General features: G+C 64.7%; 20 protein-coding genes. 10 read left to right on the forward strand and 10 right to left on the reverse strand.

Annotation, left to right across the window (positions count from 1 at the left end; all coding sequences use genetic code 11):
• Window positions 1–35: 35 nt before the first annotated feature.
• The 3 genes from PF66_RS23090 to PF66_RS23100 all read right to left on the reverse strand — a co-directional run bounded on the left by PF66_RS23090 (window position 36) and on the right by PF66_RS23100 (window position 1,906).
• Entirely contained in the window at window positions 36–974 is a 939-nt protein-coding gene (locus tag PF66_RS23090) for a rhodanese-related sulfurtransferase (protein WP_054060548.1), read from the reverse strand.
• A gap of 101 nt (window positions 975–1,075) precedes the next feature.
• Window positions 1,076–1,372 carry a BolA family protein gene (locus PF66_RS23095; protein ID WP_054063918.1) on the reverse strand — a complete coding sequence of 99 codons (297 nt, stop codon included), beginning with the start codon at window positions 1,370–1,372 and terminating at the stop codon, window positions 1,076–1,078.
• 12 nt (window positions 1,373–1,384) lie between these two features.
• Window positions 1,385–1,906: a DUF2059 domain-containing protein gene (locus PF66_RS23100; protein ID WP_017906393.1), complete on the reverse strand. Its 522-nt coding sequence runs from the start codon at window positions 1,904–1,906 to the stop codon at window positions 1,385–1,387.
• A 195-nt stretch (window positions 1,907–2,101) separates the two neighbouring features.
• Here PF66_RS23100 and PF66_RS23105 point away from each other — a divergent pair, with 195 nt between their 5' ends.
• Complete coding sequence (locus tag PF66_RS23105) at window positions 2,102–3,496, forward strand: class II fumarate hydratase (RefSeq protein WP_054060550.1); 1,395 nt, start codon at window positions 2,102–2,104, stop codon at window positions 3,494–3,496.
• A gap of 151 nt (window positions 3,497–3,647) precedes the next feature.
• On the opposite strand, the gene PF66_RS23110 is transcribed toward PF66_RS23105, so the two are convergent.
• Complete coding sequence (locus PF66_RS23110; protein ID WP_054063919.1) at window positions 3,648–4,610, reverse strand: DMT family transporter; 963 nt, start codon at window positions 4,608–4,610, stop codon at window positions 3,648–3,650.
• Between PF66_RS23110 and PF66_RS32815 the strand changes: the two genes are divergently transcribed.
• Window positions 4,609–4,794 carry a hypothetical protein gene (locus tag PF66_RS32815; RefSeq protein WP_152973073.1) on the forward strand — a complete coding sequence of 62 codons (186 nt, stop codon included), beginning with the start codon at window positions 4,609–4,611 and terminating at the stop codon, window positions 4,792–4,794. The genes PF66_RS23110 and PF66_RS32815 overlap by 2 nt on opposite strands.
• Window positions 4,795–4,820: 26 nt before the next feature.
• The gene (locus PF66_RS23115) at window positions 4,821–5,024 is read left to right on the forward strand and encodes a DUF6316 family protein (RefSeq protein WP_017906389.1); all 204 of its coding nucleotides are present in this window, start codon (window positions 4,821–4,823) and stop codon (window positions 5,022–5,024) included.
• Window positions 5,025–5,100: 76 nt separating this feature from the next.
• Here the strand turns inward: PF66_RS23115 and PF66_RS23120 are convergent, their stop codons facing one another.
• Window positions 5,101–6,285 (reverse strand): thiolase family protein, encoded by a 1,185-nt coding sequence (locus tag PF66_RS23120; protein WP_054060553.1) that lies wholly within the window; start codon window positions 6,283–6,285, stop codon window positions 5,101–5,103.
• Window positions 6,286–6,387: 102 nt separating this feature from the next.
• A complete protein-coding gene (gene pap / locus PF66_RS23125) occupies window positions 6,388–7,914 on the reverse strand; it encodes a polyphosphate:AMP phosphotransferase (protein ID WP_054063920.1) in 1,527 nt (508 codons plus the stop codon).
• A gap of 139 nt (window positions 7,915–8,053) precedes the next feature.
• Between pap and mnmC the strand changes: the two genes are divergently transcribed.
• Window positions 8,054–10,048, forward strand: coding sequence for a bifunctional tRNA (5-methylaminomethyl-2-thiouridine)(34)-methyltransferase MnmD/FAD-dependent 5-carboxymethylaminomethyl-2-thiouridine(34) oxidoreductase MnmC (mnmC, locus tag PF66_RS23130; RefSeq protein WP_054063921.1), 1,995 nt, complete (start codon window positions 8,054–8,056; stop codon window positions 10,046–10,048).
• A gap of 1 nt (window position 10,049) precedes the next feature.
• On the opposite strand, the gene PF66_RS23135 is transcribed toward mnmC, so the two are convergent.
• The gene (locus PF66_RS23135) at window positions 10,050–14,882 is read right to left on the reverse strand and encodes an NEL-type E3 ubiquitin ligase domain-containing protein (RefSeq protein ID WP_241494421.1); all 4,833 of its coding nucleotides are present in this window, start codon (window positions 14,880–14,882) and stop codon (window positions 10,050–10,052) included.
• Between the two features lie 271 nt (window positions 14,883–15,153).
• Between PF66_RS23135 and PF66_RS23140 the strand changes: the two genes are divergently transcribed.
• The 4 genes from PF66_RS23140 (at window position 15,154) to PF66_RS23155 (ending at window position 20,399) form a co-directional block, all read left to right on the forward strand.
• Window positions 15,154–16,926 (forward strand): N-acetylglutaminylglutamine amidotransferase, encoded by a 1,773-nt coding sequence (locus tag PF66_RS23140; protein WP_054063922.1) that lies wholly within the window; start codon window positions 15,154–15,156, stop codon window positions 16,924–16,926.
• Between the two features lie 4 nt (window positions 16,927–16,930).
• The gene (gene ngg, locus PF66_RS23145; protein ID WP_054063923.1) at window positions 16,931–18,676 is read left to right on the forward strand and encodes an N-acetylglutaminylglutamine synthetase; all 1,746 of its coding nucleotides are present in this window, start codon (window positions 16,931–16,933) and stop codon (window positions 18,674–18,676) included.
• A gap of 215 nt (window positions 18,677–18,891) precedes the next feature.
• Complete coding sequence (locus PF66_RS23150; RefSeq protein ID WP_054057769.1) at window positions 18,892–20,085, forward strand: osmoprotectant NAGGN system M42 family peptidase; 1,194 nt, start codon at window positions 18,892–18,894, stop codon at window positions 20,083–20,085.
• An 86-nt stretch (window positions 20,086–20,171) separates the two neighbouring features.
• Window positions 20,172–20,399, forward strand: a complete 228-nt coding sequence (locus PF66_RS23155; protein ID WP_017906378.1) for a YheU family protein — start codon at window positions 20,172–20,174, stop codon at window positions 20,397–20,399.
• A 10-nt stretch (window positions 20,400–20,409) separates the two neighbouring features.
• Here the strand turns inward: PF66_RS23155 and csrA are convergent, their stop codons facing one another.
• Window positions 20,410–20,607 carry a carbon storage regulator CsrA gene (gene csrA, locus PF66_RS23160; protein ID WP_054057770.1) on the reverse strand — a complete coding sequence of 66 codons (198 nt, stop codon included), beginning with the start codon at window positions 20,605–20,607 and terminating at the stop codon, window positions 20,410–20,412.
• Between the two features lie 185 nt (window positions 20,608–20,792).
• A complete protein-coding gene (locus PF66_RS23165) occupies window positions 20,793–21,608 on the reverse strand; it encodes an SDR family oxidoreductase (protein ID WP_054057771.1) in 816 nt (271 codons plus the stop codon).
• A gap of 13 nt (window positions 21,609–21,621) precedes the next feature.
• Here PF66_RS23165 and PF66_RS32820 point away from each other — a divergent pair, with 13 nt between their 5' ends.
• The gene (locus PF66_RS32820) at window positions 21,622–21,876 is read left to right on the forward strand and encodes a hypothetical protein (RefSeq protein WP_152973074.1); all 255 of its coding nucleotides are present in this window, start codon (window positions 21,622–21,624) and stop codon (window positions 21,874–21,876) included.
• Window positions 21,877–21,925: 49 nt separating this feature from the next.
• Window positions 21,926–22,078 (forward strand): DUF3309 family protein, encoded by a 153-nt coding sequence (locus PF66_RS32240; protein WP_081005919.1) that lies wholly within the window; start codon window positions 21,926–21,928, stop codon window positions 22,076–22,078.
• Window positions 22,079–22,153: 75 nt separating this feature from the next.
• Here the strand turns inward: PF66_RS32240 and PF66_RS23170 are convergent, their stop codons facing one another.
• Window positions 22,154–24,235 carry an LTA synthase family protein gene (locus PF66_RS23170; RefSeq protein ID WP_054063924.1) on the reverse strand — a complete coding sequence of 694 codons (2,082 nt, stop codon included), beginning with the start codon at window positions 24,233–24,235 and terminating at the stop codon, window positions 22,154–22,156.
• Window positions 24,236–24,415 lie beyond the last annotated feature (180 nt).

Below are 24,415 nucleotides of genomic sequence, written 5' to 3' on the forward strand. Positions count from 1 at the left end.
GGATCCATCACATAGAGCAGGCGCGCGGACATGGTTCAGGCCTCGGAAGCTTGACGATAGTTATAGCCGATCGGGTGCGGTTGGTTGCGCGCCTTGGCCAGTTCGATCTGCTTCTGCCGGTCGATGGCACTGCGACGGGTCTTCTCGCTCAAGGTGTTCCAGCAATGCGGGCAACTGATGCCGGGCACATAGTGCTCCGAGGCGCGATCCTCGACGCTGACCGGGGTACGGCAGGCGTGGCACTGGTCGTAGTCGCCCTCACTCAGGTCGTGCCGCACGGTCACGCGGTTATCGAAGACGAAACAGTCACCGCGCCACTGGCTTTGTTCCTGAGGCACCTCTTCGAGGTACTTGAGGATGCCACCCTTGAGGTGGTACACCTCCTCGAAACCCTCGCCGAGCATGTAGCTCGAGGCCTTTTCACAACGAATGCCGCCGGTGCAGAACATCGCGACCTTCTTGTGCCTGGCCGGATCGAAGTTGGCCTTGATGTAGTCGGGGAACTCGCGGAAGCTGGTGGTCTTGGGATCGATGGCGCCTTCGAAGGTGCCGATCGACACCTCGTAGTCGTTGCGGGTATCGATCAGCAGCACTTCCGGATCGGCGATCAGGGCGTTCCAGTCCTGTGGCTCGACATAGGTACCGACCCTTTTGTTCGGGTCCACGCCTTCGACGCCGAGGGTGACGATTTCCTTCTTCAGCTTGACCTTGGTCCGATAGAACGGCTGCTCGTCGCAGTAGGACTCCTTGTGATCCAGGTCCACCATGCGCGGGTCGTTCTTCAACCAGGCCAGCAGGCCGTCGATGCCTTCGCGGCTGCCGGAAACGGTGCCGTTGATGCCTTCTTCGGCGATCAGCAGCGTGCCCTTGATACCGTTGGCGAGCATCGCCTGCAGCAGCGGTTCGCGCAAGGCGACGTAATCTTCGAGGGTGACGAACTTGTACAGTGCCGCCACGACGACAGGTTGAGTCATGGGTATTTCTCTCCAGGTGGCTGCCCTCGCAAAGGGCGAACCGGATGCAAAAAAAACGCGCCGACGAAGCGGCGCGTTGCGGATTCTAACAAAAGGCGAGCCTAGTGTCCTCCGCCGGCGCAGGTCGGCGACGCCGGTGCCACGCCGATTTTTGCCCACTCCTCGGGGGTGTAGGTATGCAGGGCCAACGCATGGAACTGCCCCATCAGGTCACCCAGGGTGGCGTAGACCTTCTGGTGGCGCTTGACGCTGTTCAACCCGGCGAACTGCTCGCTGACCAGCACCGCCTTGAAGTGGGTCTCGGTCCCGCGACTGTGCATGTGGCTTTCATCCAGCACCTGCAGGTGCTCGGGGTGCAACGCGCCCAGGGCGGTCTCGATACGTTGTTGCATGTTCATCCCGGGCCCCGCTTACTTCTTCTTGGCCGGTGCGGCAGGCTTGGCCGGCGCCAGCTCGTTGGTCATGTCTTCCAGCAGCTTGTTGACCACCGGTACCGCGCTCTCCAGCTTGGCCTGGGTCATCTGGGCCGATTGCTGGGTCAGTTGCGGCATTTTCTCCAGGACTTTCTTGCCCAGCGGCGACTGGTAGAAGGCCACCAGGTCCTTGAGCTCCGACTCACTGAAGTTGCTGGTGTACAGCTTGACCATGTCGGGCTTGAGCTTGTCCCAGCCGATCGCCTGGTCCAGGGCGGCGTTGGCCTTGGCCTGGTAGGTGTCGAGCAGCGGCTTTTTCGAGTCCGGCGCCTGGGTCTGGGCAAAGCGCTGGGCGAACATCTGCTGCACTTGTGCGTAGACCGGGGTTCCGAGCTTGTCGGCGTGGGCCAGCGTCAGGAAAGCTTCGGCACTGGCGTTGTGGCTGGCGGTATCGGCGAAAACCTGGCCGCTGGCACATACCAGAGCAACCGCGGTACAGATGGCACGAAGACGGGTCATCGAGTTTCCTTTCTAGCAGGCGAGGTAAAACCCCAAGAACGCCCATTCTGCGCCTAACAAAGTGTGTCACTCAACCCCGACACCGATTGTGACAGGTTCCAGCGTCCCTGCTCCGGTAAAACCTGTATGGGGAACCTGGCCGGCAGATCACGGCCTAAACTTCACCAATCAGTCATTTAAGGAAGAGCGTGTCCGATGAGCCGTATCGAAACCGACAGTCTTGGCCAGGTGAATGTCCCGGAAGAAGCCTACTGGGGGGCACAGACCCAGCGCTCGCTGATCAACTTCGCCATTGGCAGCGAAAAGATGCCGCTGGCGGTGATGCACGCCCTGGCCCTGATCAAGAAGGCCGCGGCGCGGGTCAACGACCGTAACGGCGACCTGCCCGCCGACATCGCCCGACTGATCGAACAGGCGGCCGACGAAGTGCTCGCCGGCGAACACGACAACCAGTTCCCGCTGGCGGTCTGGCAGACCGGCAGCGGCACCCAGAGCAACATGAACGCCAACGAGGTCATCGCCGGACGCGCCAACGAACTGGCCGGCAAGGGCCGTGGCGGCAAGTCGCCAGTGCACCCGAACGACCACGTCAACCGCTCGCAAAGCTCCAACGACTGCTTCCCCACCGCCATGCACATTGCCGCCGTCCAGGCGGTGCACCGGCAGTTGCTGCCGGCGATCGCCGAACTGTCCGGCGGCCTGGCCGAACTGGCGGCGCGGCACATGAAGCTGGTCAAGACCGGGCGCACCCACATGATGGACGCGACGCCGATCACCTTCGGCCAGGAGGTTTCCGCCTACATCGCCCAGCTCGACTACGCCGAACGGGCGATTCGCGCGGCCTTGCCGGCCGTCTGCGAACTGGCCCAGGGCGGCACGGCGGTGGGCACCGGGCTCAACGCGCCCCATGGTTTCTCCGAAGCGATCGCCGCGGAAATCGCCGCCCTCGCCGGCCTGCCCTTCGTCAGCGCGCCGAACAAGTTCGCCGCGCTGGCCGGCCATGAACCGCTGACCAGCCTGTCCGGGGCACTGAAGACCCTGGCCGTGGCACTGATGAAAATCGCCAACGACCTGCGCCTGCTCGGCTCCGGGCCCCGCGCCGGGTTCGCCGAGGTCAAGTTGCCGGCCAATGAACCGGGCAGTTCGATCATGCCCGGCAAGGTCAACCCGACCCAGTGCGAAGCGCTGTCGATGCTCGCCTGCCAGGTCCTGGGCAATGACGTGACCATCGGTTTCGCCGCCAGCCAGGGCCACCTGCAGTTGAACGTGTACAAGCCGGTGATCATTCATAACCTGCTGCAGTCGATTCAGTTGCTGGCGGACGGCTGCAGCAACTTCCAGGCCCACTGCATCGCCGGGCTGGAACCCGACCCGCAACAGATGGCTGCGCACCTGGAGCGTGGGCTGATGCTGGTCACCGCGCTGAACCCGCATATCGGCTACGACAAGGCGGCGGAAATCGCCAAGAAGGCCTATGCCGAGAACCTCACCCTGCGCGAGTCGGCGCTGGAGCTGGGCTACCTCACCGACGAAGAGTTCGACGCCTGGGTCCGCCCCGAAAACATGCTGGAGGCAGGCAAGAACGGCTGACCCGGCTCTGCCGCCGACAAGCCCGGCGCACAACCTGTAGGTGCCGGTTTGCTGGCGACCGGCCAACGGCGGCCATCCAGCACTTCCTGTGCTGTCGGACAAGGCCGCCATCGCCAGCAGGCCGATTCCCTGGGCCTGCGTGGATCACCGGCTACGAGGTGGACAACCCCCTGGCCCGTCGCGCCTTGAGCCCGGCAATCAGCGATGGCCCCAGGGCCACCAGCGCCGAACCGAGCACCACCAGCAATGCCCCGCCGTAACCCAGGCCATTGATGTCCTCGGCGTGCACGTAGTCCGGCCAGATCCAGGCGGCCAGGGCCACCGAGCCGAACGTGATCAGCGGCGTGATCGCCAGCGTCGCGCTGACCCGTGAAGCCTCCCAGTGCGCCAGCGCCTCGGCAAAGGCCCCATAGGCCACCAGCGTATTCAGGCAGCAGCCCAACAGCAGCCAGCCCTGCAACGGGCTCAGTTGCAGGATTTGCACCGGATGCGCCCAGGGTGTCAGCAACAAGGCACAGCACAGGTAGATCACCATCATCACCTGCAAGGAGTTCCACGCCGTCAGCAGTTGCTTCTGGCTCAGGGCATAGAAGGTCCAGACCGTGGACGCCAGCAACACCAGCAGCACCCCGGCGGTGTAATTGCCCAGGGACGTCAACAACTCCTCCAGGCGCTGGTTGAAGAACAGCCCAAAGCCGATCAGCAGCACCGCCAGACCGATCCCCTGCCCCAGGCTGAAACGCTCCTTGAACACGAACAGGCTGGCGACCAGCAGGAAGATCGGCCCCATCTGCACCACCAGTTGCGCGGTGCCGGGGCTCAACAGACTGAGCCCCATCAGGTACAGGACATAGTTGCCCACCAGCCCGAACACCGCCAGCAGCACCAGCCAGCCGCCCCGTGGCCCCAGGGCGCGCCAGTTCGGCAGCCGTTTGCTGGCCGCCAGGTAGAAGAACAGAAAACCTCCGGAAACCATCAGCCGGCACCAGGTCACGCTGACCGGGTCCATCACCTGCAACACCTGCTTGAGCTTGATCGGCAGGATGCCCCAGAGCACAGCGGTGAGCAGGGCAAGAAACAATCCGTAGCCCCAACGGCCGGATGAAATGTGCATGGACAGTCCCGTGGAGCGATGGATTCGTGTCGCCATTCTAAGCGGCTCAGGCGCATTCCCACAGCCATCCGCGCCGATTGAAAACGACATCGAGCAACGTCAGAACGGCGCCAACCACTTGACTTCTGCCGTTGATCGTTCGATCGAGCATCCTATCTGCAGAAGATTTATGCTGATTATCTGACACTACCCCTAGCGGAGTTTTTCTCCATGTTCGGCAAACGCGCCCAGGACAGCACCGAGGCCGTGCACTTTCGCAGCGACCGCGTCAGTGCGATCAATGGCCTGTACTTTTTCAGCACCCGGGAGAACACCCTGGAAGGGCCGTTTTTCAGCCGGACCGATGCGGAGCGCGGCAGCCAGCTCTACATCAAGCGCATGCAACTGGCGCAGGATATCCAGGACTTCCTCTGAGCTCGCGGATCCTGTGGGAGGTTCCAGGGCCGGGAGGGCAAGCCTTGCTCCCACCCCGGAATTTCCCGCAGAACCGTCAGCGTACAGCCTCGAACAGCCCCGTGGCGCCCATCCCGCCGCCCACGCACATGGTCACGATGCCGTAGCGCAGGTTACGCCGCTGCAGCTCGCGCACCAGGTGCCCGACCTGGCGTGAACCGGTCATGCCGAACGGGTGGCCGATGGAAATCGAACCGCCATTGACGTTGTACTTCGCATTGTCGATCTCCAGCCGGTCGCGGCTGTACAGGCACTGCGAGGCAAAGGCTTCGTTGAGTTCCCACAGGTCGATATCCGCCACGGTCAGCCCCTTGGCCTTGAGTAACCTGGGGACCGAGAACACCGGGCCGATGCCCATCTCGTCCGGCTCGCAGCCGGCCACGGTGAAGCCACGGAAGAACGCCTTGGGCTTGAGCCCCAGGGCCAGGGCCCGCTCCAGGCTCATGACCAGGGTCATCGAGGCGCCATCGGACAGTTGCGACGAGTTGCCCGCGGTCACCGAACCGTCCTCGGCGAACACCGGCTTCAGGCCGGCCAGGCTCTCCAGGGTGGTGTCCGGCCGGTTGCAGTCGTCCCGGTCGACCACGCCCTGCATCTGCTGGATCTGCCCGCTGGCCTTGTCCTCGACGGCATAGGTCACCGTCATCGGCACGATCTCGTCGACGAACAGCCCGGCGGCCTGGGCCGCTGCGGTGCGCTGCTGGCTCTGCAGGGCATAGAGGTCCTGCTGCTCGCGGCTGACCTGATAGCGCCGGGCGACGATTTCCGCGGTCTGTCCCATCGGGAAGTAGAGGCCCGGCACCTGCTCCTTGAGCAACGGGTTGATCAGGTTGTCGGTATTGACGCTCTTGAGGGTCAGGCTGATGGACTCGACGCCCCCGGCGACGATGATGTCGCTGCAGCCGGAAGCGATCTGGTTGGCGGCAATGGCGATCGCCTGCAGGCCCGAGGAACAGAAACGGTTGAGGGTCATGCCCGCCGTACCGGTCCCCAGTTGCGACAACACCGCCACGTTGCGGCCGATGTTGTAGCCCTGGGCACCTTCGTTGGAGCCGGCGCCGACGATGCAGTCCTCGACACTCGCCGGGTCGATGCCGCTGCGCGCCAGCAGCGCATTGACGCAATGGGCGGCCATGGCGTCGGGCCGGGTCTGGTTGAACTTGCCGCGAAACGACTTGGCCAGGCCGGTACGCACGCTATCGACGATCACCACTTCACGCATGGGACACCTCATTGTCATTGTCGGTCCAGGAAAGCCTGAGCATAGGCTCGGCTGATCCGGGACCGCGACAATCATTCATTCGGCGTATGCGCCACCATCGACCTACTTCGCCTTGCGGTCCTTCTTGCCCTTCTTGTCATGCTTGTCACGCTGGGCGAAGGCGCCCTCGATCGCCTGGTTGATCGTACGCAGCACCTTGACCCGTGCCCAACGCTTGTCGTTGGCCTCCACCAGGGTCCAGGGCGAAATCTCGGTACTGGTGCGATCGACCATGTCGCCCACCGCGGTGCGGTAGAGGTCCCACTTGTCGCGGTTGCGCCAGTCGTCCTCGGTGATCTTGAAACGCTTGAAGGGAATATCCTCGCGCTGCTGGAAACGCTCCAGCTGGGTCTGCTTGTCGATCGCCAGCCAGAACTTGACCACGATGATCCCGGCATCGCTCAACTGTTCCTCGAAATCGTTGATCTCGCCATAGGCGCGCATCCAGTCGTCGGTGCTGCAAAAGCCCTCGACCCGCTCCACCAGCACCCGGCCGTACCAGGAACGGTCGAACACGGTGAACTTGCCGCGCGCCGGGATCTGCCGCCAGAAGCGCCACAGGTACGGCTGGGCACGCTCGTCCTCGCTGGGCGCGGCAATCGGCACGATGCTGTACTGACGCGGGTCGAGTGCCGCGGCCAGACGACGGATCGCCCCGCCCTTGCCTGCCGCGTCGTTGCCTTCGAACACCGCGACCAGTGCATGCCGGCGCATGCGCTTGTCACGCATCAGGCCCGACAGCCGCGCCTGTTCGGTGATCAGTTGTTCCTCGTAGTCGGCCTTGTCCAGTGCTAGGCTCATGTCCAGGCTGTCGAGCAGGCTCATCTGGTCGACGCCCGACGGCAGCGGCGCGGTATTCGGCACGGACGGGGTCCGGGCTCTCTTCAGCGCCGCCTGCAGGCCTTCGAGCAGGATCTTGCCCACGGTCAGGCTGCGGTAATGCGGGTCGGCGCCCTCGATCACATGCCAGGGCGCGTAGTCGCGGCTGGTGCGGCGCAACACCCGCTCGCCGAAATGCACGAAGGTGTCGTAGGTCTCAGATTGCTGCCAGTCCAGCGGGCTGATCCGCCAGCTGTGCAGCGGGTCGTCCTTGAGGGCCTTGAGCCGGGCCTTCATCTGCTTCTTGGACAGGTGGAACCAGAACTTGAAGATCAGCGCCCCTTCATCGCAGAGCATCTTCTCCAGGCGCTCGGCCCCGGCGATCGCCTGGTCGAGCACCGCGTCCTTGAACAGGCCATGCACCCGGCCCTGCAGCATCTGGCTGTACCAGTTGCCGAAGAACACCCCCATCCGCCCCTTGGCCGGCAGCATGCGCCAGTAGCGCCAGGCCGGTGGGTGGGCCAGTTCCTCGTCGCTCTGCTGGTCGAAGGTGCGCACCTCGATCAGGCGCGGGTCCATCCATTCGTTGAGCAGCTTGACCGTCTCGCCCTTGCCGGCGCCCTCGATGCCGTTGATCAGCACGATCACCGGGAAACGCTTCTGCTGCTGCAATTCGAACTGGGCTTCGAGCAGGGCTTCGCGCAGGGCGGGCCCCTCGGCTTCGAAGGTTTCCTTATCAATGGCGTGACCGATTTCAGCGGATTCGAACATGGGTGGCTCCTTCCAGAATTGCCCAAGATTAACGGATCGGACCGCACGGTGGGCGGCGAAATCCCCGACATTTGTCGTGGATCAATCCGACCCGGACCAATCGGCTAGAATGGCCGACTGTTTGCCGATGAGTTGCTCCATGAACCGCGTACCGCCACACGCCCAGCTCGACTGGGACGACCAGGGACGACCCCGCTCCCGGGTGTTCGATGATGTGTACTTTTCCGACGACTCGGGCCTGGAAGAGACCCGTTATGTCTTCATCGAGCAGAACCGCCTGCAGGAGCGCTTCCAGGCCCTGCCGCCGGGTGGCCGGCTGGTGATCGGCGAGACCGGTTTCGGCACCGGGTTGAATTTTCTCTGCGCCTGGCAGTTGTTCGAGCAATGCGCACCGCAGGATGCACGGTTGCATTTCGTCAGCGTGGAAAAATATCCCCTGAGCCACGCCGACCTGCAACGCGCCCTGGCGCTGTGGCCGGAACTGGCGAGCTTCGCCACCGCCCTGCTTGAACAATACGTGGCGATCCACCCGGGTTTCCAGCGCCTGCTGCTGGACAACGGCCGGGTCAGCCTGACCCTGCTGGTCGGTGATGCGCTGGAACAGTTGCCGCAACTGGACGCCCGGGTCGACGCCTGGTTCCTCGACGGTTTCGCGCCGTCGAAGAACCCCGAAATGTGGAGCCCCGAGCTGTTCGCCGAACTGGCGCGACTGGCCGCCCCAGGCTCGACCATCAGCACCTTCACCAGCACCGGCTGGGTCCGCCGCTCGCTGAACGCGGCCGGCTTCAGGATGAAACGCACGCCGGGCATCGGCCACAAGTGGGAAATCCTGCGCGGCGAGTTCCTCGGCTGGCCGGAGGACGCGGCCAGGCCGGTGCCGGTGCGGCCCTGGTTCGCCTACCCCGAGCAGTGGGTCAAGGAGCGCCGGGCACTGGTGATCGGCGGCGGCCTGGCCGGTTGCGCCAGCGCCGCCAGCCTGGCCGCCCGCGGCTGGCAGGTGACCCTGCTGGAGCGTCGCGAAGCCCTCGCCCGGGATGCCTCGGGCAACCCGCAAGGCGTGCTTTACCTCAAGCTGTCGGCCCACGGCACCGCCCTGTCGCAACTGATCCTCAGCGGCTTCGGGCATACCCGGCGCCTGCTCGAACGACTGCACAAGGGCCTCCACTGGGACGGTTGCGGCGTCCTGCAACTGGCCTTCGACGAGAAGGAAGCCGGCCGCCAGGCGCAACTGGCCGCGGCGTTCAGCCCCGACCTGCTGCACGTGCTGGACCGTCCGGCCGCCGAGGCGCAAGCCGGTATCGCCCTGGAGCACGGCGGGCTGTTCTTCCCCGAGGGCGGCTGGGTGCATCCGCCGGCCCTGTGCGGCTGGCAAGCCAGCCACCCGAACATCGAGGTACGCCCCCACAGCGACGCCGTCGAACTGCGCCGGGTCGACGGTCAGTGGCAGGCATGGAACGCCGACACCCTGCTGGGCAGTGCGCCGGTGGTCATCCTCGCCGCCGCCGCCGACATCAAGCGCTTCGCGGCGACGGCGCCACTGCCGCTCAAACGCATTCGCGGGCAGATCACCCGCCTGGCCCAGACCACCGGCAGCAGCACCCTGCGCACCGTGGTCTGTGCCGAAGGTTATGTCGCCCCGGCACGCCTGGGCGAACATACCCTGGGGGCCAGCTTCGCGTTCAACAGCGAGGACCTGATCCCGACCACGGCGGAACACCTCGGCAACCTGGAGCTGTTGCGGGAGATTTCCCCCGATCTGGCCGAACGCCTGCAGGTGGCCGCGCAAGACCCCGAGCAGTTGCAAGGCCGCGCGGCCTATCGCTGCACCAGCCCGGACTACCTGCCGATCATCGGCCCGCTGGCCGACGCCGGGCGATTCGCCGAAACCTATGCGGTGCTGGCCAAGGATGCCCGCCAGATACCGCCGCAGGCCTGCCCCTGGCTGGAGGGCCTGTACGTCAACAGCGGTCACGGCTCACGCGGCCTGATCACCGCGCCGCTGTCGGGCGAACTGCTCGCCGCCTGGCTGGAAAACGAGCCGCTGCCACTGCCCCGCGCCGTCGCCGAAGCCTGCCACCCGAACCGCTTCGCCTGGCGCGAGCTGACCCGCGGCAAGGCGCGGACCGGCCACTGAATCAACTGCCCGGTGCAGGCGCGGGATGCTCGTACATTTCCTGGCGGGTCAGGCTGATGAGAAACATCTGCTCCTCGGCCCTGTGGCTGTCCATCAAGGCCTCCAGGTGCCGGAAGTAACGCTCGCTGTGCATGGTGGGAGACTCCCTGAGCAGTTGTTCCTCCTGATCGTGGAAGGGCTGGTTGAACCGGGAAAAATCCCGCGGGTATTTCTTTTTCAGATAATCGATCCAGAAATCGCGCCCGGCGATGAAGGTCGTCAGGCTCGGCGTCTGCTCGGCCTGCAGGATACGTGCATGCGCTGCCTGGATCTGCTCCTCGGTGACATGGGCGATGGACCTGAACAGCATTTCCCTCGGCTGCCCGGGCACGTGCATCAGGCGCGCCAGGCCAATCCGGTAGGCCAGGTTCACTTCGATTTCATCGACCGCGCTCGACGACGGCACCTCCGGGTTTTCCGCCAGTGCCCGGACATGACTCCGCGCGATGGCATCGATCTGCTCCAGCCGGAACAGGCCCCGTGCCAACTTCAGCAACTGCACCGGTTCATCGCCCTCTATCGCCAGTGCCCGTGCCTTGGCCAGCAATACGCGAACCTCCAGATGGCTGAAACTCTGCGCCGCACTGTCGACGCAGGTCAGCGGATTGGCCGCCAGGTCGAACAATTCCCGGCGCAGCCCACCGTCCTCACCCGCCGCCTCCAATACCTCCCAGACCCGTCGTGTCAGGTCGCTACGGGTCTTCAGGTAGTCCGCGCTGCCGCCCAGGCGGCCCAGCAGATCAAACAGTTCCTGGCTGCCCGGTTCATGCCACAGGCCCTGCCAGAGTGATTGCAGCTGGGCACGCCGCTCCCCCTCGACATCCGCCAGCCAACGCAGGCGCGAACTGTATTCGTCGAGCGCCAGTTCCGACTCCGGTATGCCAAAGGTGATGCCGGTGCGCAAACGATAGGCGGCCAGCGGACTCTGGTTGGCGGGCCCCAGCGGATTATGACGCAGGATGATGCGCCGAGTGATCGGCGACGGCGCATCGTAGAGTTCGGCGGGCAATTGCTGAATCAGGTTGCCACGCAAGTCCGCCGCGGACAGACTGGTACGGGTCAACAGCCCTTCCGGCAGGTGGTCGATACCGGTACCGCGCAGAAACAGCCGGCGCAGGTGCGGCATTCGCACGACATCCAGGCGGCCGACATCGGAGTTGCCGTTCAGGTTGAGCACTTCCAATTGCTGCAGGGTGGAAAGCTGGGCCGCCGCCTCGCGGGTGAGCACGATCCGGTTTTCCTGCAGATGCAGTTCGCGAAGTTCGTCCATATGCGCAATGGCTGGCGGCAGCGTACGCAACCGGTTGTTGCCCAGGTCCAACTTGCGCAGTTGGGGAAACCGCCTCAGGAAGCTGCTCGGGATGGTGGTCAGGTCCATGCTCTTGAGGGACAGTTCGGTGACATGCTCGAAACTGATCGACTCGGGCAGTTCCGGCAGGCTGACCACCCGCAACCCCTCCAGGCTCAGGCCATAGCCGATCGCCGCACCGCTGTCGTCATAGGTTCTGGGGGTTTGCCGGCGCCAGCAACGCTCGAGAATCTGCGAGGCCTGCATGCGGCCTTCCTGCATGCCTCCGAGCCAGATGGACTGCCCCCGTTGCTCGAAAGACCGGCCATACCAACTGTTCAATAACGAGCGCAACAGTTCCAACTCCAGTTCCAGCGAGCGAATCCGGTTGCGCACCAGTGCCGAATCGTCACCCAACTGCAACATGAAGGCGCGGACCTCCGCCTCGCATAAATCGGGATACAGACGGGTCACCCGCCGCAACCCGCGACGAGTCGTCTCGATCCCGCCACGCCGGGTGCGTGAACAACCGGAGCGGTCCATCCGGCGCCAGGGGGCCGGCTCATGGTCAGCTTTTCGCGCTGCCAGGCCCAGCGTCGCCTCCAGTTCCTGACGAGGCCGCGTCATGGCCGTGCTGAGCAACAGCTTATGCAGTTGGGCCTCCTCCTCCAGCCTCATGCCCATTGCCATGCGTTCACTGACGCTCAACGAACCCAGCAGGGCTGCGCTCAGGGCGTCGTTGCCGGTCGCCCGTTGCCCGAGCGCACTGCCGCTCGCGTCGAAGGCCTGGTAGCCCTCTTCGGTCCTGACGAAAATCCGCCGCCTGGGCAGACCGACGTTGCCCAACTCGGCCAGCAGCGGGCCGCTGACGGCATCCTGGCGTAATTCGATCCGCAGATCGAGCGGCCATCCCAGCAACTTCTCGAGCACGGGCAACTGCAACCTGGCGGTATCGGGATTCACGGTCGACTGCAGGAAGCCGCCCTCCAGGGCCCGATCGACCCGAACCTCGCGGGCGGCGTCGGTGAGGTCCTCGACCAGTTGCAGGGGCAGGCGCGAATCGACCAGCAGGCGATCCTTCACACTGACACTGGATTGCTCGGCCACCTCGCGCAGTACGCCACTCGGCAACTCGGGGAAACGTTGGCGCACACTCTCCGGCAACCCATCGGCCAACAGCCAGCGCAGCCGGTAGACCCGCTCGAACAAGGCATGACGATGCGTACGCACATGCTGCTGCAACGCACGTTCGAGCCCAGGCAGCTCCTCGCCAGGTTTCACCGGCTCGCCGAGCAGGGCCTGCCTGTGCGCAGGATCAAGCACGTCGATCAGGGCCTGCAGGCCGCTCGACTCCAGATCCCTGGCCGCCACCTTGAGTGGCCTTGGCTGCGAGGTCAGGTCGACGCCGTACTCATACAGCGGCTTGTCCGCAGCATCCAGCAGCAGGATCGTGCGCCCCCGGGGCCAGCCCGGCAGGTCCGGCAGGATCTGCAGCTTCAGGTCCAGCAGGCGTCGCGTCGGCGGGGCATCGGCAGCATCGGCCAGCCAGCCGAGTTCGCGGTCCAGGCGAAAACGCCGGATCGAGTCGAGCACCGTCGCCGGGATTTGCGCCCTGTTCATGTGCAGGCGATGCAACAGCGGCGCATCAAGACGGTGGACCGACAGAATCCGCTCGATGTCCACATCGTCCAGCCAGGCGGCCTCGGGCCCCAGGCGACGCAACAGGTAGGCCGGATCCTCCCAGCCCGGAGGCCATTCATGGGCCAGGCGCCAGCCGCCCGCACCATTGTGTTCCAGCAGCGGTTCGTAGGCCGTGGGGCGGCTGCGATGACGCAGGCGCCAGGCATCGGCAGCCTCGTCCCGATAGGCCCGATAAGGGCGACCGGCGATATCCAGGTAACGATGCCCGTCATCGCTGACCTCCGGGTAGAAGCCCTGCGTGTCCGGGTCCTGCCGGGCGAGCAAGGGCTCGTCATGGGCATAGGGTTCCAGGCTGGGCTGCCAGAGCCGGTAGCGCCCATCGTCCGAGCGCACCGGCACCAGCTCATCGAAGAACGCCGACTCCTGGCGAAACAGGCCCTTGACCAGCTTGCCACCCACCTGCAGGGCCGTGCCCAGGGCAATCATCGTCGCGAGGTCCTCGGCCACCGCCATCATATGGGTGATAGCCTTGTCATGATCACCACGCTGCCAGTCCTGGTAGCCCTCGTAGACTTCCGCCAGCATTTCCCCGACCGCCACCCCCATCATCAGCAGCCCCAGCCAGGGGTTGGCGAAGGAGGCCAGGTTCAGCAGGGTCATGCCCAGCCCCAGGCGGGCCTGGTAACGGGCGTTGCGGGCGTCCTGGTCGACATCCTCGGTCGGCACGGCAACCGCCCGGGCATCGTCCTGCAAGCGCTGCAGTTGCTGTCGATGGAGCAGGGAAAACAGCTCGTCGTTCGACGGCAGCAAGCGCAACTTCAGGTCGGCCTGCCGATTGAGCAAGGCCTTGGCGCTCAGGGTTTCCCGGCTCAGGCTGCGACGCAACGCGGCAAGAAACGCCGGCAGATCGCGCTGCTCGACCAGACGACTGAAGAATGCCTCGTAGGACGGCTGCCACAGGCGCTCGCATAACTCGGCGCGAAAATCTTCGAGCGAGGGGTAGAACCTGAATCGGCTGAGCGGATCGTTGGGGATGTGAACCAGCAACCCGCGATCCCCATCCGACGGCCCCGTGTGCAGGGTGAACAGACGTACGCGCGACAGCGTCACGCCCAGCATCTGCAATTCGTTGACCTGTATCCGCGCCCCATCGGCGGCAACGCTGACGTTCGATTCGATCAACCGGCAAAGCTGCGTATGGGCACTCTCGTCCAGTTCCTTTTTCATCAAGGCGATGGTGGCATCCACCAGCATGTCCGCCTTGGCCTGCTGCTGCATGGCGAACTCGATCCTGGCACCTTCAGCGTCCAGTTCCTGCCCGGCTTCGAGTGGCAGATGCAAGACCCTGCACAAGTGCTGCTGATAACGTCCACCGAGGTCCAGTTCGCGTACCAGATCGATGAAGGCCTGTGGCGTGAACTCCGGCCTGGCGCTGCCGGAGAAGCGCAGGTACGTTTGCGGTGGAAACTGCTCATCCGCGGCGAAGTTCTGCAGCGCGGCATCCAGCAGGCCGTGCTGGGTGAATGTCATCGGAAAGACAACGGGGGCACCAAGCGGAGACGGAAATTCGGGCCAGCGATCGGCGATGACCAGCATGTCCGTGTGCAGGTCCAGCCCCGCTCCGAATCGCTCCTGCAGCCTCTGTGCGAGCAACGGCTCACAGAACGCCCGGACCGGCTTCAGCTCCCTGAGCCAGGCCGACACATCATCCTTGAACAATTGGCTGCGGCTCATGTACTCGCGCAGCTGTACGATCCTTTCCGGGCGGGCCAGCAACAACCAGTCGGGAGCATTGGCCCGGATCACCTCCTCGTTTTCACTGAACTCGTCCAGCCCGGGTGGCACCGGCAGTTTAACGGCTGACATTTCAACACTCCTTTTATCCATGAGCCTTGAAGGTATCAATCACGGCGTCCTGGAAAATCTCAAAAACCTGTTGCATATCAGCCTGTTGCATCAGGAATTCAGGGCTTTCGCATAACCCGCTGGCACCCTTGTGCGCGAGTGCCCATGGCCACGGCCCCACGCTTGGCCCGCTGTTCGGCGGATCGCTTATAACGGATTGATATAAAACTCCCCCGTCCTCAGCGAGTCAGTTCCAGAGTGACCCTCCCCAACGGATAACCGGTAAGGACTTATGTGCGCAATTGCTGGAGAACTACGTTTCGATCGACACCCCGCGGACCTGGCCGCCCTTGAGCGGATCACCCACCACATGGCCCCACGCGGCCCCGATGCCTGGGGCTTCCATAGCCAGGGGCCGATTGCCCTGGGCCACCGTCGACTGAAAATCATGGACCTGTCGGATGCCTCGGCGCAGCCGATGATCGACCCCGACCTGGGCCTGTCCCTGGCCTTCAACGGGGCCATCTACAACTTCCCCGAACTGCGCCGGGAACTGGAGCAGTTGGGCTACGCCTTCTACTCCGGTGGCGACACCGAAGTGCTGCTCAAGGGCTACCACGCCTGGCGCGAAGCCCTGCTGCCCAAGCTCAACGGCATGTTCGCCCTGGCGATCTGGGAACGCGATGCGCAACGCCTGTTCATCGCCCGCGACCGTCTCGGGGTCAAGCCGCTGTACCTCTCCCACAACGCACAGCGCCTGCGCTTCGCCTCAAGCCTGCCGGCACTGCTGCAAGGTGGCGACATCAACCCGCTGCTCGACCCGGTCGCCCTCAACCACTACCTGAACTTCCATGCCGTGGTACCGGCGCCGCGCACCCTGCTGGCGGGCATCGAGAAACTGCCACCGGCGACCTGGCTGCGCATCGACGCCAACGGCCAGCGCGAACAGCAGACCTGGTGGTCGCTGAACTATGGTCCGGCGCCTGATGAACTCGACCTGGGCCTGGAAGACTGGCGCGACCGGGTGCTCGCCAGCACCCGCGAAGCGGTGGCGATCCGCCAGAGGGCGGCGGTGGATGTCGGCGTGCTGCTGTCCGGCGGCGTCGACTCGAGCCTGCTGGTCGGGCTGCTGCGTGAAGCCGGGGTGGAACAGTTGTCGACCTTCTCCATCGGCTTCCAGGATGCCGGTGGCGAGCGCGGCGACGAATTCCAGTACTCGGACCTGATCGCCCGCCATTACGACACGCGGCATCACCAGTTGCGCATCGACGAACGGGAAATCATCGAGCAGTTGCCGGCGGCGTTCCGCGCCATGAGCGAGCCGATGGTCAGCCACGACTGCATTGCCTTCTACCTGCTGTCGCGGGAAGTGGCCCGGCATTGCAAGGTGGTGCAGAGCGGCCAGGGTGCCGACGAACTGTTCGCCGGCTACCACTGGTATCCGCAGGTGGACGGTGCGGCCGACCCATGGACGGCCTACCGCGAAGCCTTCTTCGACCGCAGCTACGACGACTATGCCGCGACCGTGCAGCCAGCCTGGTTGCTCGGCGAGGACGCGGCGGGCGATTTCGTTCGCGAGCACTTCGCCCTGCCCGGGGCCGATGCCGCCGTGGACAAGGCGTTGCGCCTGGACAGCACGGTGATGCTGGTGGACGACCCGGTCAAGCGCGTCGACAACATGACCATGGCCTGGGGCCTGGAAGCCCGCACGCCGTTCCTCGACTACCGGCTGGTGGAACTGTCGGCACGCATCCCGGCCCGCTTCAAGCTGCCGGACGGCGGCAAGCAGGTGCTCAAGGAAGCCGCCCGCCTGGTCATTCCCAGCGAGGTCATCGACCGCAAGAAGGGCTACTTCCCGGTGCCCGGCCTCAAGCACCTGCAGGGTGAGACGCTGGCCTGGGTCCGCAAGCTGCTGCTCGACCCGAGCCAGGACCGCGGCCTGTTCAACCCGGCGATGCTCGACCGCCTGCTGACCGATCCACAGGGTCAGCTCACTCCGCTGCGCGGCTCCAAGCTGTGGCAGTTGGCGGCCCTCAACCTGTGGCTCAGCGAACAAGGGATCTGATCGGATGAAAGCTCACGCCACGACCTACAGCCAACGCCTGCTGCGCGGCCAGCCGCCTTCCTACGAACGCCTGCAGGCGCGCCTGGCCGAGGACGGCAACGAGCCGGCCCCGGAACCGGTGGCCGTACACTGCGGCTGGGGCCGGCTGCTGGTCGGCCACACCTTCGCCGACCCGGCCGCGCTGGCCGAGGAACTGCTCAACGAGCAGTCCGGCGAACGCGATATCGCCCTGTATGTCGCCGCACCGCAGCAGGTGCTGGCCCAGGCGCCTCAGCAACTGTTCCTCGACCCGTCGGATACCCTGCGCCTGTGGTTCAGCGACTACCGCCCGGCCACCCGGGTGTTTCGCGGTTTCCGCATTCGCCGGGCACAGAGCCCCGAGGACTGGCAGGCGATCAACCAGTTGTACCTCGCCCGCGGCATGCTGCCGATCGACCCGGAACTGCTGACCCCGCGCCACGAGGGCGGGCCGGTGTACTGGCTGGCGGAGGACGAGGACAGCGGTGCGCTGATCGGCAGTGTCATGGGCCTCAACCATCGCAAGGCCTTCCACGACCCGGAGCACGGTTGCAGCCTCTGGTGCCTGGCGGTCGACCCGCACTGCAGCCGCCCGGGCGTCGGCGAGGTGCTGGTGCGGCACCTGGTCGAGCACTTCATGAGCCGTGGCCTGGACCACCTCGACCTGTCGGTGCTGCATGACAATCGCCAGGCCAAGAGCCTCTACGCCAAGCTCGGCTTCCGCACCCTCAGCACCTTTGCCATCAAGCGCAAGAACGGTATCAACCAGCCGCTGTTCCTCGGTCCGGGGCCGGAAGCCGGGTTCAATCCCTATGCCCGGATCCTGGTGGAAGAAGCCCACCGGCGCGGCATCGACGTGCAGGTCGACGATGCCGCCGCCGGCCTGTTCACCCTCAGCCACGGCGGGCGCCGGGTACGCTGCCGGGAATCGCTGACCGACCTGACCAGCGCCATCAGCATGAGCCTGTGCCAGGACAAGAGCCTGACCCACCGGGTGCTCAGCGAGGCCGGCCTGAACGTACCACAGCAACAGCGTGCGGCGAGCGCCGAGGACAACCTGGCATTTCTGCGCGCCCACGGGCGCATCGTCGTCAAACCCCTGGACGGCGAGCAGGGCCAGGGGGTGGCGGTGGACCTGCGCAGTGCCGAGGAAGTCGAACAGGCGATCAAGGCCGCCCGCGCCTTCGACAGCCGAGTGCTGCTGGAGAGCTTTCATGAAGGTCTGGACCTGCGCATCGTGGTGATCGGCTTCAAGGTGGTGGCCGCCGCGCTGCGCCACCCGGCACAGGTGGTCGGCGATGGCCAACACAGCATCGGCGCCCTGATCGAGGCCCAGAGCCGCCGACGCCAGGCCGCCACCGGCGGCGAGAGCCGGATCCCCCTCGATGCGGAAACCCAGCGCACCCTGCATGCCGCCGGCTACGACTACAACACCGTGTTGCCCAGGGGCGAACAACTGGCGGTGCGCCGCACGGCCAACCTGCACACCGGCGGCAGCCTGGAAGACGTCACCGCGATCCTGCACCCGACGCTGGCCGAAGCCGCCGTGCAGGCCGCGCGGGCCCTGGACATCCCGGTGGTCGGCCTGGACCTGATGGTGCCGGCGGCGGACCAGCCGGAGTACGTGTTCATCGAGGCCAACGAACGCTGCGGGCTGGCCAACCACGAACCCCAGCCGACCGCGGAGCGGTTCATCGACCTGCTGTTTCCCCATAGCCGGCCCACGCAGTAGACAACCCCGGCCACTGTCCCATCGTGGAAGACGCCCGGCTCTTGGCCAAGGTCGACAGACGTCTTCGCGGACAAACCCGGCTCCTACGGGTTACGGGTGCTCATCCGGCTTGATGCACCGCATTGCACTGTAGGAGCCGGACTTGCCCGCGAAAGCGCCCTCCAGCCTGGACCAGGATCCCGGCCCACCACGTCCCCTGATACAAAGGAGTCGCCATGACCCATCCACTCCCCCATCCCGACCTCGACTACCTGCAACGGGTACTGCTGGAAATGCTCGCCATCCCCAGCCCGACCGGCTTCACCGACACCATCGTGCGGTATGTCGCCGAACGCCTCGAAGAACTCGGCATTCCCTTCGAACTGACCCGCCGCGGCACTATCCGCGCCACCCTCAAGGGTCGCCAGAGCAGCCCGGACCGCGCCGTGTCGGCCCACCTGGACACCATCGGCGCCGCCGTGCGGGCGATCAAGGACAATGGCCGGCTGAGCCTGGCGCCGGTCGGCTGCTGGTCCAGCCGTTTCGCCGAGGGCAGCCGGGTCAGCCTGTTCACCGATACCGGAGTGATCCGCGGCAGCGTGTTGCCGCTGATGGCCTCCGGGCACGCCTTCAACACCGCCGTGGATGAACTGCCGGTCAGTTGGGATCACGTCGAACTGCGCCTGGATGCCTATTGCGCGACCCGCGCCGATTGCGACGCGCTGGGCATCGGCATCGGTGATTTCGTCGCCTTCGACCCCTTGCCGGAGTTCACCGAGAGCGGCCACATCAGCGCCCGGCACCTGGACGACAAGGCCGGCGTCGCGGCCCTGCTCACCGCGCTCAAGGCGATCGTCGAAAGCGGCGTGCAACCGCTGATCGACTGCCACCCGCTGTTCACCATCACCGAGGAGATCGGCAGCGGTGCGGCGGCGGCCCTGCCCTGGGATGTCAGCGAGTTCGTCGGCATCGATATCGCCCCGGTCGCGCCCGGCCAGCACTCGAACGAACACGCGGTGAGCGTGGCGATGCAGGACTCCGGCGGTCCCTACGACTACCACTTGTCACGCCACCTGCTGAACCTGGCGGCAGCCAGTGAACTGCCGGTGCGCCGCGACCTGTTCCGCTACTACTTCAGCGATGCCCATTCGGCGGCGACCGCCGGGCACGACAGTCGCATGGCGCTGCTGGCCTTCGGTTGCGATGCCACCCACGGTTATGAACGCACCCATATCGACAGCCTGGCGGCCTTGAGCCGCCTGCTCGGCGCCTACCTGCTCAGCCCGCCGGTATTCGCCAGCGATGCGCAGCCGGCCAGTGGCTCCCTCGACCGTTTCAGCCGGCAACTGGAACACGAGACCCAGATGGAAAGCGACACCCGGGTGCCGACGGTGGACAGCCTGATCGGCCAGCGCAACCCGCTCGACTGAGGGCAAACGCGGCTGCCGGCCGATTACCGGTAGCCGTGCCCGGCCAGTCGCAGTAGGATCACGGCGATTCCCGAAGAGAGCCTTTCATGCTGATTCCCCACGACCAACTCGAACCCGATACCCTGACCCGGCTGATCGAGGATTTCGTCAGCCGCGACGGCACCGACAACGGCGACGATACGCCCCAGGAAACCCGTGTGCTGCGGGTCCGGCAGGCCTTGAGCAAGGGCCAGGCAGTGATCTTCTTCGACCTGGAAAGCCAGCAGTGCCAGTTGCTGCCCAAGCACGCGGTGCCCAAGGAGTTCTTCGACTGAAGCGGCGCCCCTAGCGCTGCGCCACCGGATCACGGACGGAGTCGACCTTCGTCAGGATCCGGCGGTAGATCTCGGCACGATGGACATTGACGTTCTTCGGCGCTTCCACGCCAAAACGCACGTGGTTGCCATTGACCGCGAGAATCCGCACGGTGATGTTGTCGCCGATGGAAATCTTCTCGCCCACGACACGGCTCAATACAAGCATGGCACTTATCCTCAAGGGTTTATGAGTGCCCAAGACTGCCCGGCCGGTTCAGCGCCTTCAATGCAACAGCGGCAAATCAGCCCGCCCTTACCGACACGGCCGATTCGCCCTACAGAATCAGATTTCATACTGCGCCCCATCAGACTTTTCGCCACAGCGATGTCCGAGCGGAGCGCCCTGCCCGCCTACTGGCCGGATTGCCTGGCCTTGGCCCGCATCTTGTTGGCCATCACGGTCATTTCGTCATAGAGCAACTGCGGGTTCTTCTGCTTCAGGGCCCAGGCCATGCGGCCCTGCTCATGGGGCAGGATCAGGAACTCACCCTCGGCGACACGCTGGTAGATGTAGTCGGCGATGTCGCTGGCGGTGATCGGCGAACTCTCCAGCAGCTTGCCGACCTGGGCTTTCATGGCGGGCGTCGGGCCACGGAAGGAGTCCAGCAGGTTGGTCTGGAAAAACGACGGGCAGACCACGTGAACGCCGATTTCCTCCTGCGCCAGTTCCACCAGCAGGCTCTCGGACAAGGCCACCACGCCAGCCTTGGCGACGTTGTAGTTGCTCATCGCCGGGCCCTGCATCAGGGCGGCCATGGACGCGATATTGATGATCCGGCCCTTGCTCTGCTCCAGCAGCGGCAGGAACGCCTTGCAGCCCTTGACGACCCCCATCAGGTTGATCGCGATCTGCCACTCCCAGTCTTCCAGGGACAGTTCGCTGAAGAAGCCCCCGGAAGCCACGCCGGCATTGTTGACGATCACATCGATGCCGCCGAACTTGTCCTCACAGGCCTGGGCCAGGGCCGTCAATTGGCTGTAGTCACGCACATCGCAACGCTGGGTGAAGCCGTCGCCGCCCGCCTCGCGCACCCGCGCGAGGGTTTCCAGCAACCCGGCTTCGCTGACATCGGACAAGGCCAACCGCCAGCCTTCACGCGCCCAACGCAGGGCGATTTCGCGACCCAGGCCGGAGCCTGCGCCAGTGATCATGATGCGATTTTGCATAGGAGGATGCCTTGTGCGTTCGGAAGAAGTGAGCCGCAGTGTAGCGAAGGAATATCACCCACCCATGCACCATCAGATTGCTGAATACTGGAGGCAAAGTCGCGCCCGAGGACAACTTCCGGGGGTGCCGCAAGCGTCACGGGTGAACCGCCGAAAGTGCATCGACGACATGGAGCGAAGGCAATCGATGGCGGAAAAATACCTGAATAAAAAACTGAATTTTCCCTGCGGCGTGCCAGTCGGAAATTTAAACCGGTTCGTTATTTGAATGATGAATCGAATCGTGTACTGACGGGACAACCAACAAGGAAAACACCATGGGTACTATTCTGATTGTCATCCTGATTCTATTGCTGATCGGCGGTCTGCCGGTGTTCCCGCACTCCAGGAACTGGGGCTACGGCCCATCGGGCGTCATCGGTACCGTGCTGGTGATTCTGCTGATTCTGGTTCTGCTCGGGAGGATATGACGCCAGCACCCGGCAATGAAAAACGCCCCGAAGTCTCGGGGCGTTTTTCATGTTGCAGGAATAACCGGCCAGGTGTTACTTGGTCGGTGCCACACCCGCGGTGTTATCCAGCAGGCTCTTGGTCGCGGTCTGGATGAAGGAACCGAGTTTCTGCTTCAGCTCGGCTTCGTCCGGCGAGTTCGGCAGCAATTCGCCACCTGGGGTGGCGCCCAGGTGGTAGCTCCACAGACGCGCCGGCACATCCTTGGGCTGCACCAGCACACGGTCGCCGGTGACCAGCGCCACGGTCGGCTCGCTGCCCGACGGCTTGATCATGCCGATACCGTGGTCGCCTTCCGGCAGGTTGAGCAGGTCACGCCCCCAGCACTGCTGGCGGAACTCGCCGCCCAGGCGGCCCATGATGGTCGGGACGATATCGATCTGGGTACCGACGGTGTCGCGGCGCGCGCCGAATTTCTCCTGGATGCCCGGGCCGATCAGCAGCAGCGGCACGTTGAAGCGTCCCAGGTCCATTTCGGTGATCTGCTCCTCGTTGCCGAAACCATGGTCACCGACCACCACGAACAGGGTGTCCTTGAAGTAGGGCTCCTTGCGGGCCTTCTCGAAGAACTGGCCCAGGGCCCAGTCGGAGTAGCGCATGGCCGTCAGGTGCTCGTTGAGCGTGCCACGATCGGTGACGCGCTCGACCGGCAGGGGCGTCGGCAGTGCGTACGGGGTATGGTTGGACAGGGTCTGCAGCAAGGCATAGAACGGCTTGCCGCTCGCCTCCCGGGTCTTCAACTCTTCCAGGCTGCGGTTGAACATGTCCTGGTCGGACACGCCCCAGGTCGGGTCGGAGAATACCGGATTGACGAAGTCGTTGCGGCCGATGAAGGTGGTCATGCCCTGGCTGCCGAAGAAGCCCGACTGGTTGTCCCAGGCGAAATCGCCGTTGTAGACGTACACGTCGTCATATTTGCGGGCGCTGAGCAGTTGCGGCAGGCCGGACAGCTTGTGGCTGCCTTCCGGCGTCTGCATCAGGTACTCGAAACCGGGCAGGTTCGGGAAGCACGCCATGGTGGCGAACATGCCCTGGTGGGTGTGGGTACCGTTGGAGAAGAACCGCTCGAACAGCAGGCCCTCCTTGGACAGCTTGTCGAAATAAGGGGTGATGTTGCCGGGACGGCCGAGGGCGCCTACCGAGTGACCGGCGAAGCTTTCCATCAGGATCACCACGACGTTTTTGATCGGCAGGGTGTTCTGCGCCGGTGGCAGGGTGTCGCGGCGGATCGCGGCGATATCGCTGTCGACCAGCTTGTCATTGGCGGTCAGCAGCATGTCGCGCACGGTCTGCTGGGCCAGCGGCTGTTGCAGGGTGGCTTTCCAGATATTGTCGCGATCATCGGACAGGCGACTCTGGGCCGCCGAGATCAGCGTCAGCGTCCCATTGAGGCCCAGCTGGTTGGCGAAGTTCGATTCGGTGGTGTAGGCATCTCCCCAGCGCAGTGGCGGGCCCTGGCGCAGGGTGCCGCGGGCGGCGACGACGCAGACCAGCAGCAGCACTACGAACAGCACGGTACGCGCATACCAGGGGGCGACGGCACGGCTGCCGGTGCTCACCGCGAAACCGCCACGGGGACGGGTGATCCGGTCGGCGCCGCGGAACAGCAGGCTCAGCACCACGGTACCCACGGCCCAGGCCAGCAGGTAGCGGACCACCGGGAAACCGTACCAGAGCATGCTCATCACGGTTTTCGGGTCTTCCTTCACGTACTGGAACACCAGGCCGTTGAGGCGCTGGTGGAACTCGCGGTAGAAGTCCATTTCCATCAGGCCGAAGAACAGCGCCAGGCTCGAGGTCACCGTCAGCCAGAAGCGGAACAGGCCGCGTGCGGCCATGGCCCGGGCGCTGAGGAACGCCAGCGTCAACGGAATACAGAGGTAGACCACGATACGGATATCGAAACGCAGGCCGTTACCGAACGCCTCGAGGAAGGTCGAGGCCGGGGTGTCGAGGATCATCTCGCGGTTGTAGACCAGCAATGCCACCCGCAGCAGGGTGAACATCACCATCATGATCAATGCACACAACAGCGTGTAAGCCAGGTGAGACTTGACTGACGGTTGCGGCAGGCGCGTTGAGGAGCGCTGCGTGCTCAGGGCGTCCGGGTTTGCCATGTCGATTGGAGACTCGTTGGATTCAGGTTGAGAAGTCGGGTTCTGCGGCGCCCTGCCCTCCCTGTGACGCGAGAGGGGCGCGAAGCCGGCAAATGTTGCACGATCATCGGTGGTTTACCACCCATGTATCGTCATTAACCGTTGAAATTCTCTCTCACCAAAGGAAAAACCTTTTCAGAA

The sequence above is a fragment of the Pseudomonas asplenii genome (genome assembly GCF_001293465.1).
GTDB lineage: Bacteria > Pseudomonadota > Gammaproteobacteria > Pseudomonadales > Pseudomonadaceae > Aquipseudomonas > Aquipseudomonas fuscovaginae_B.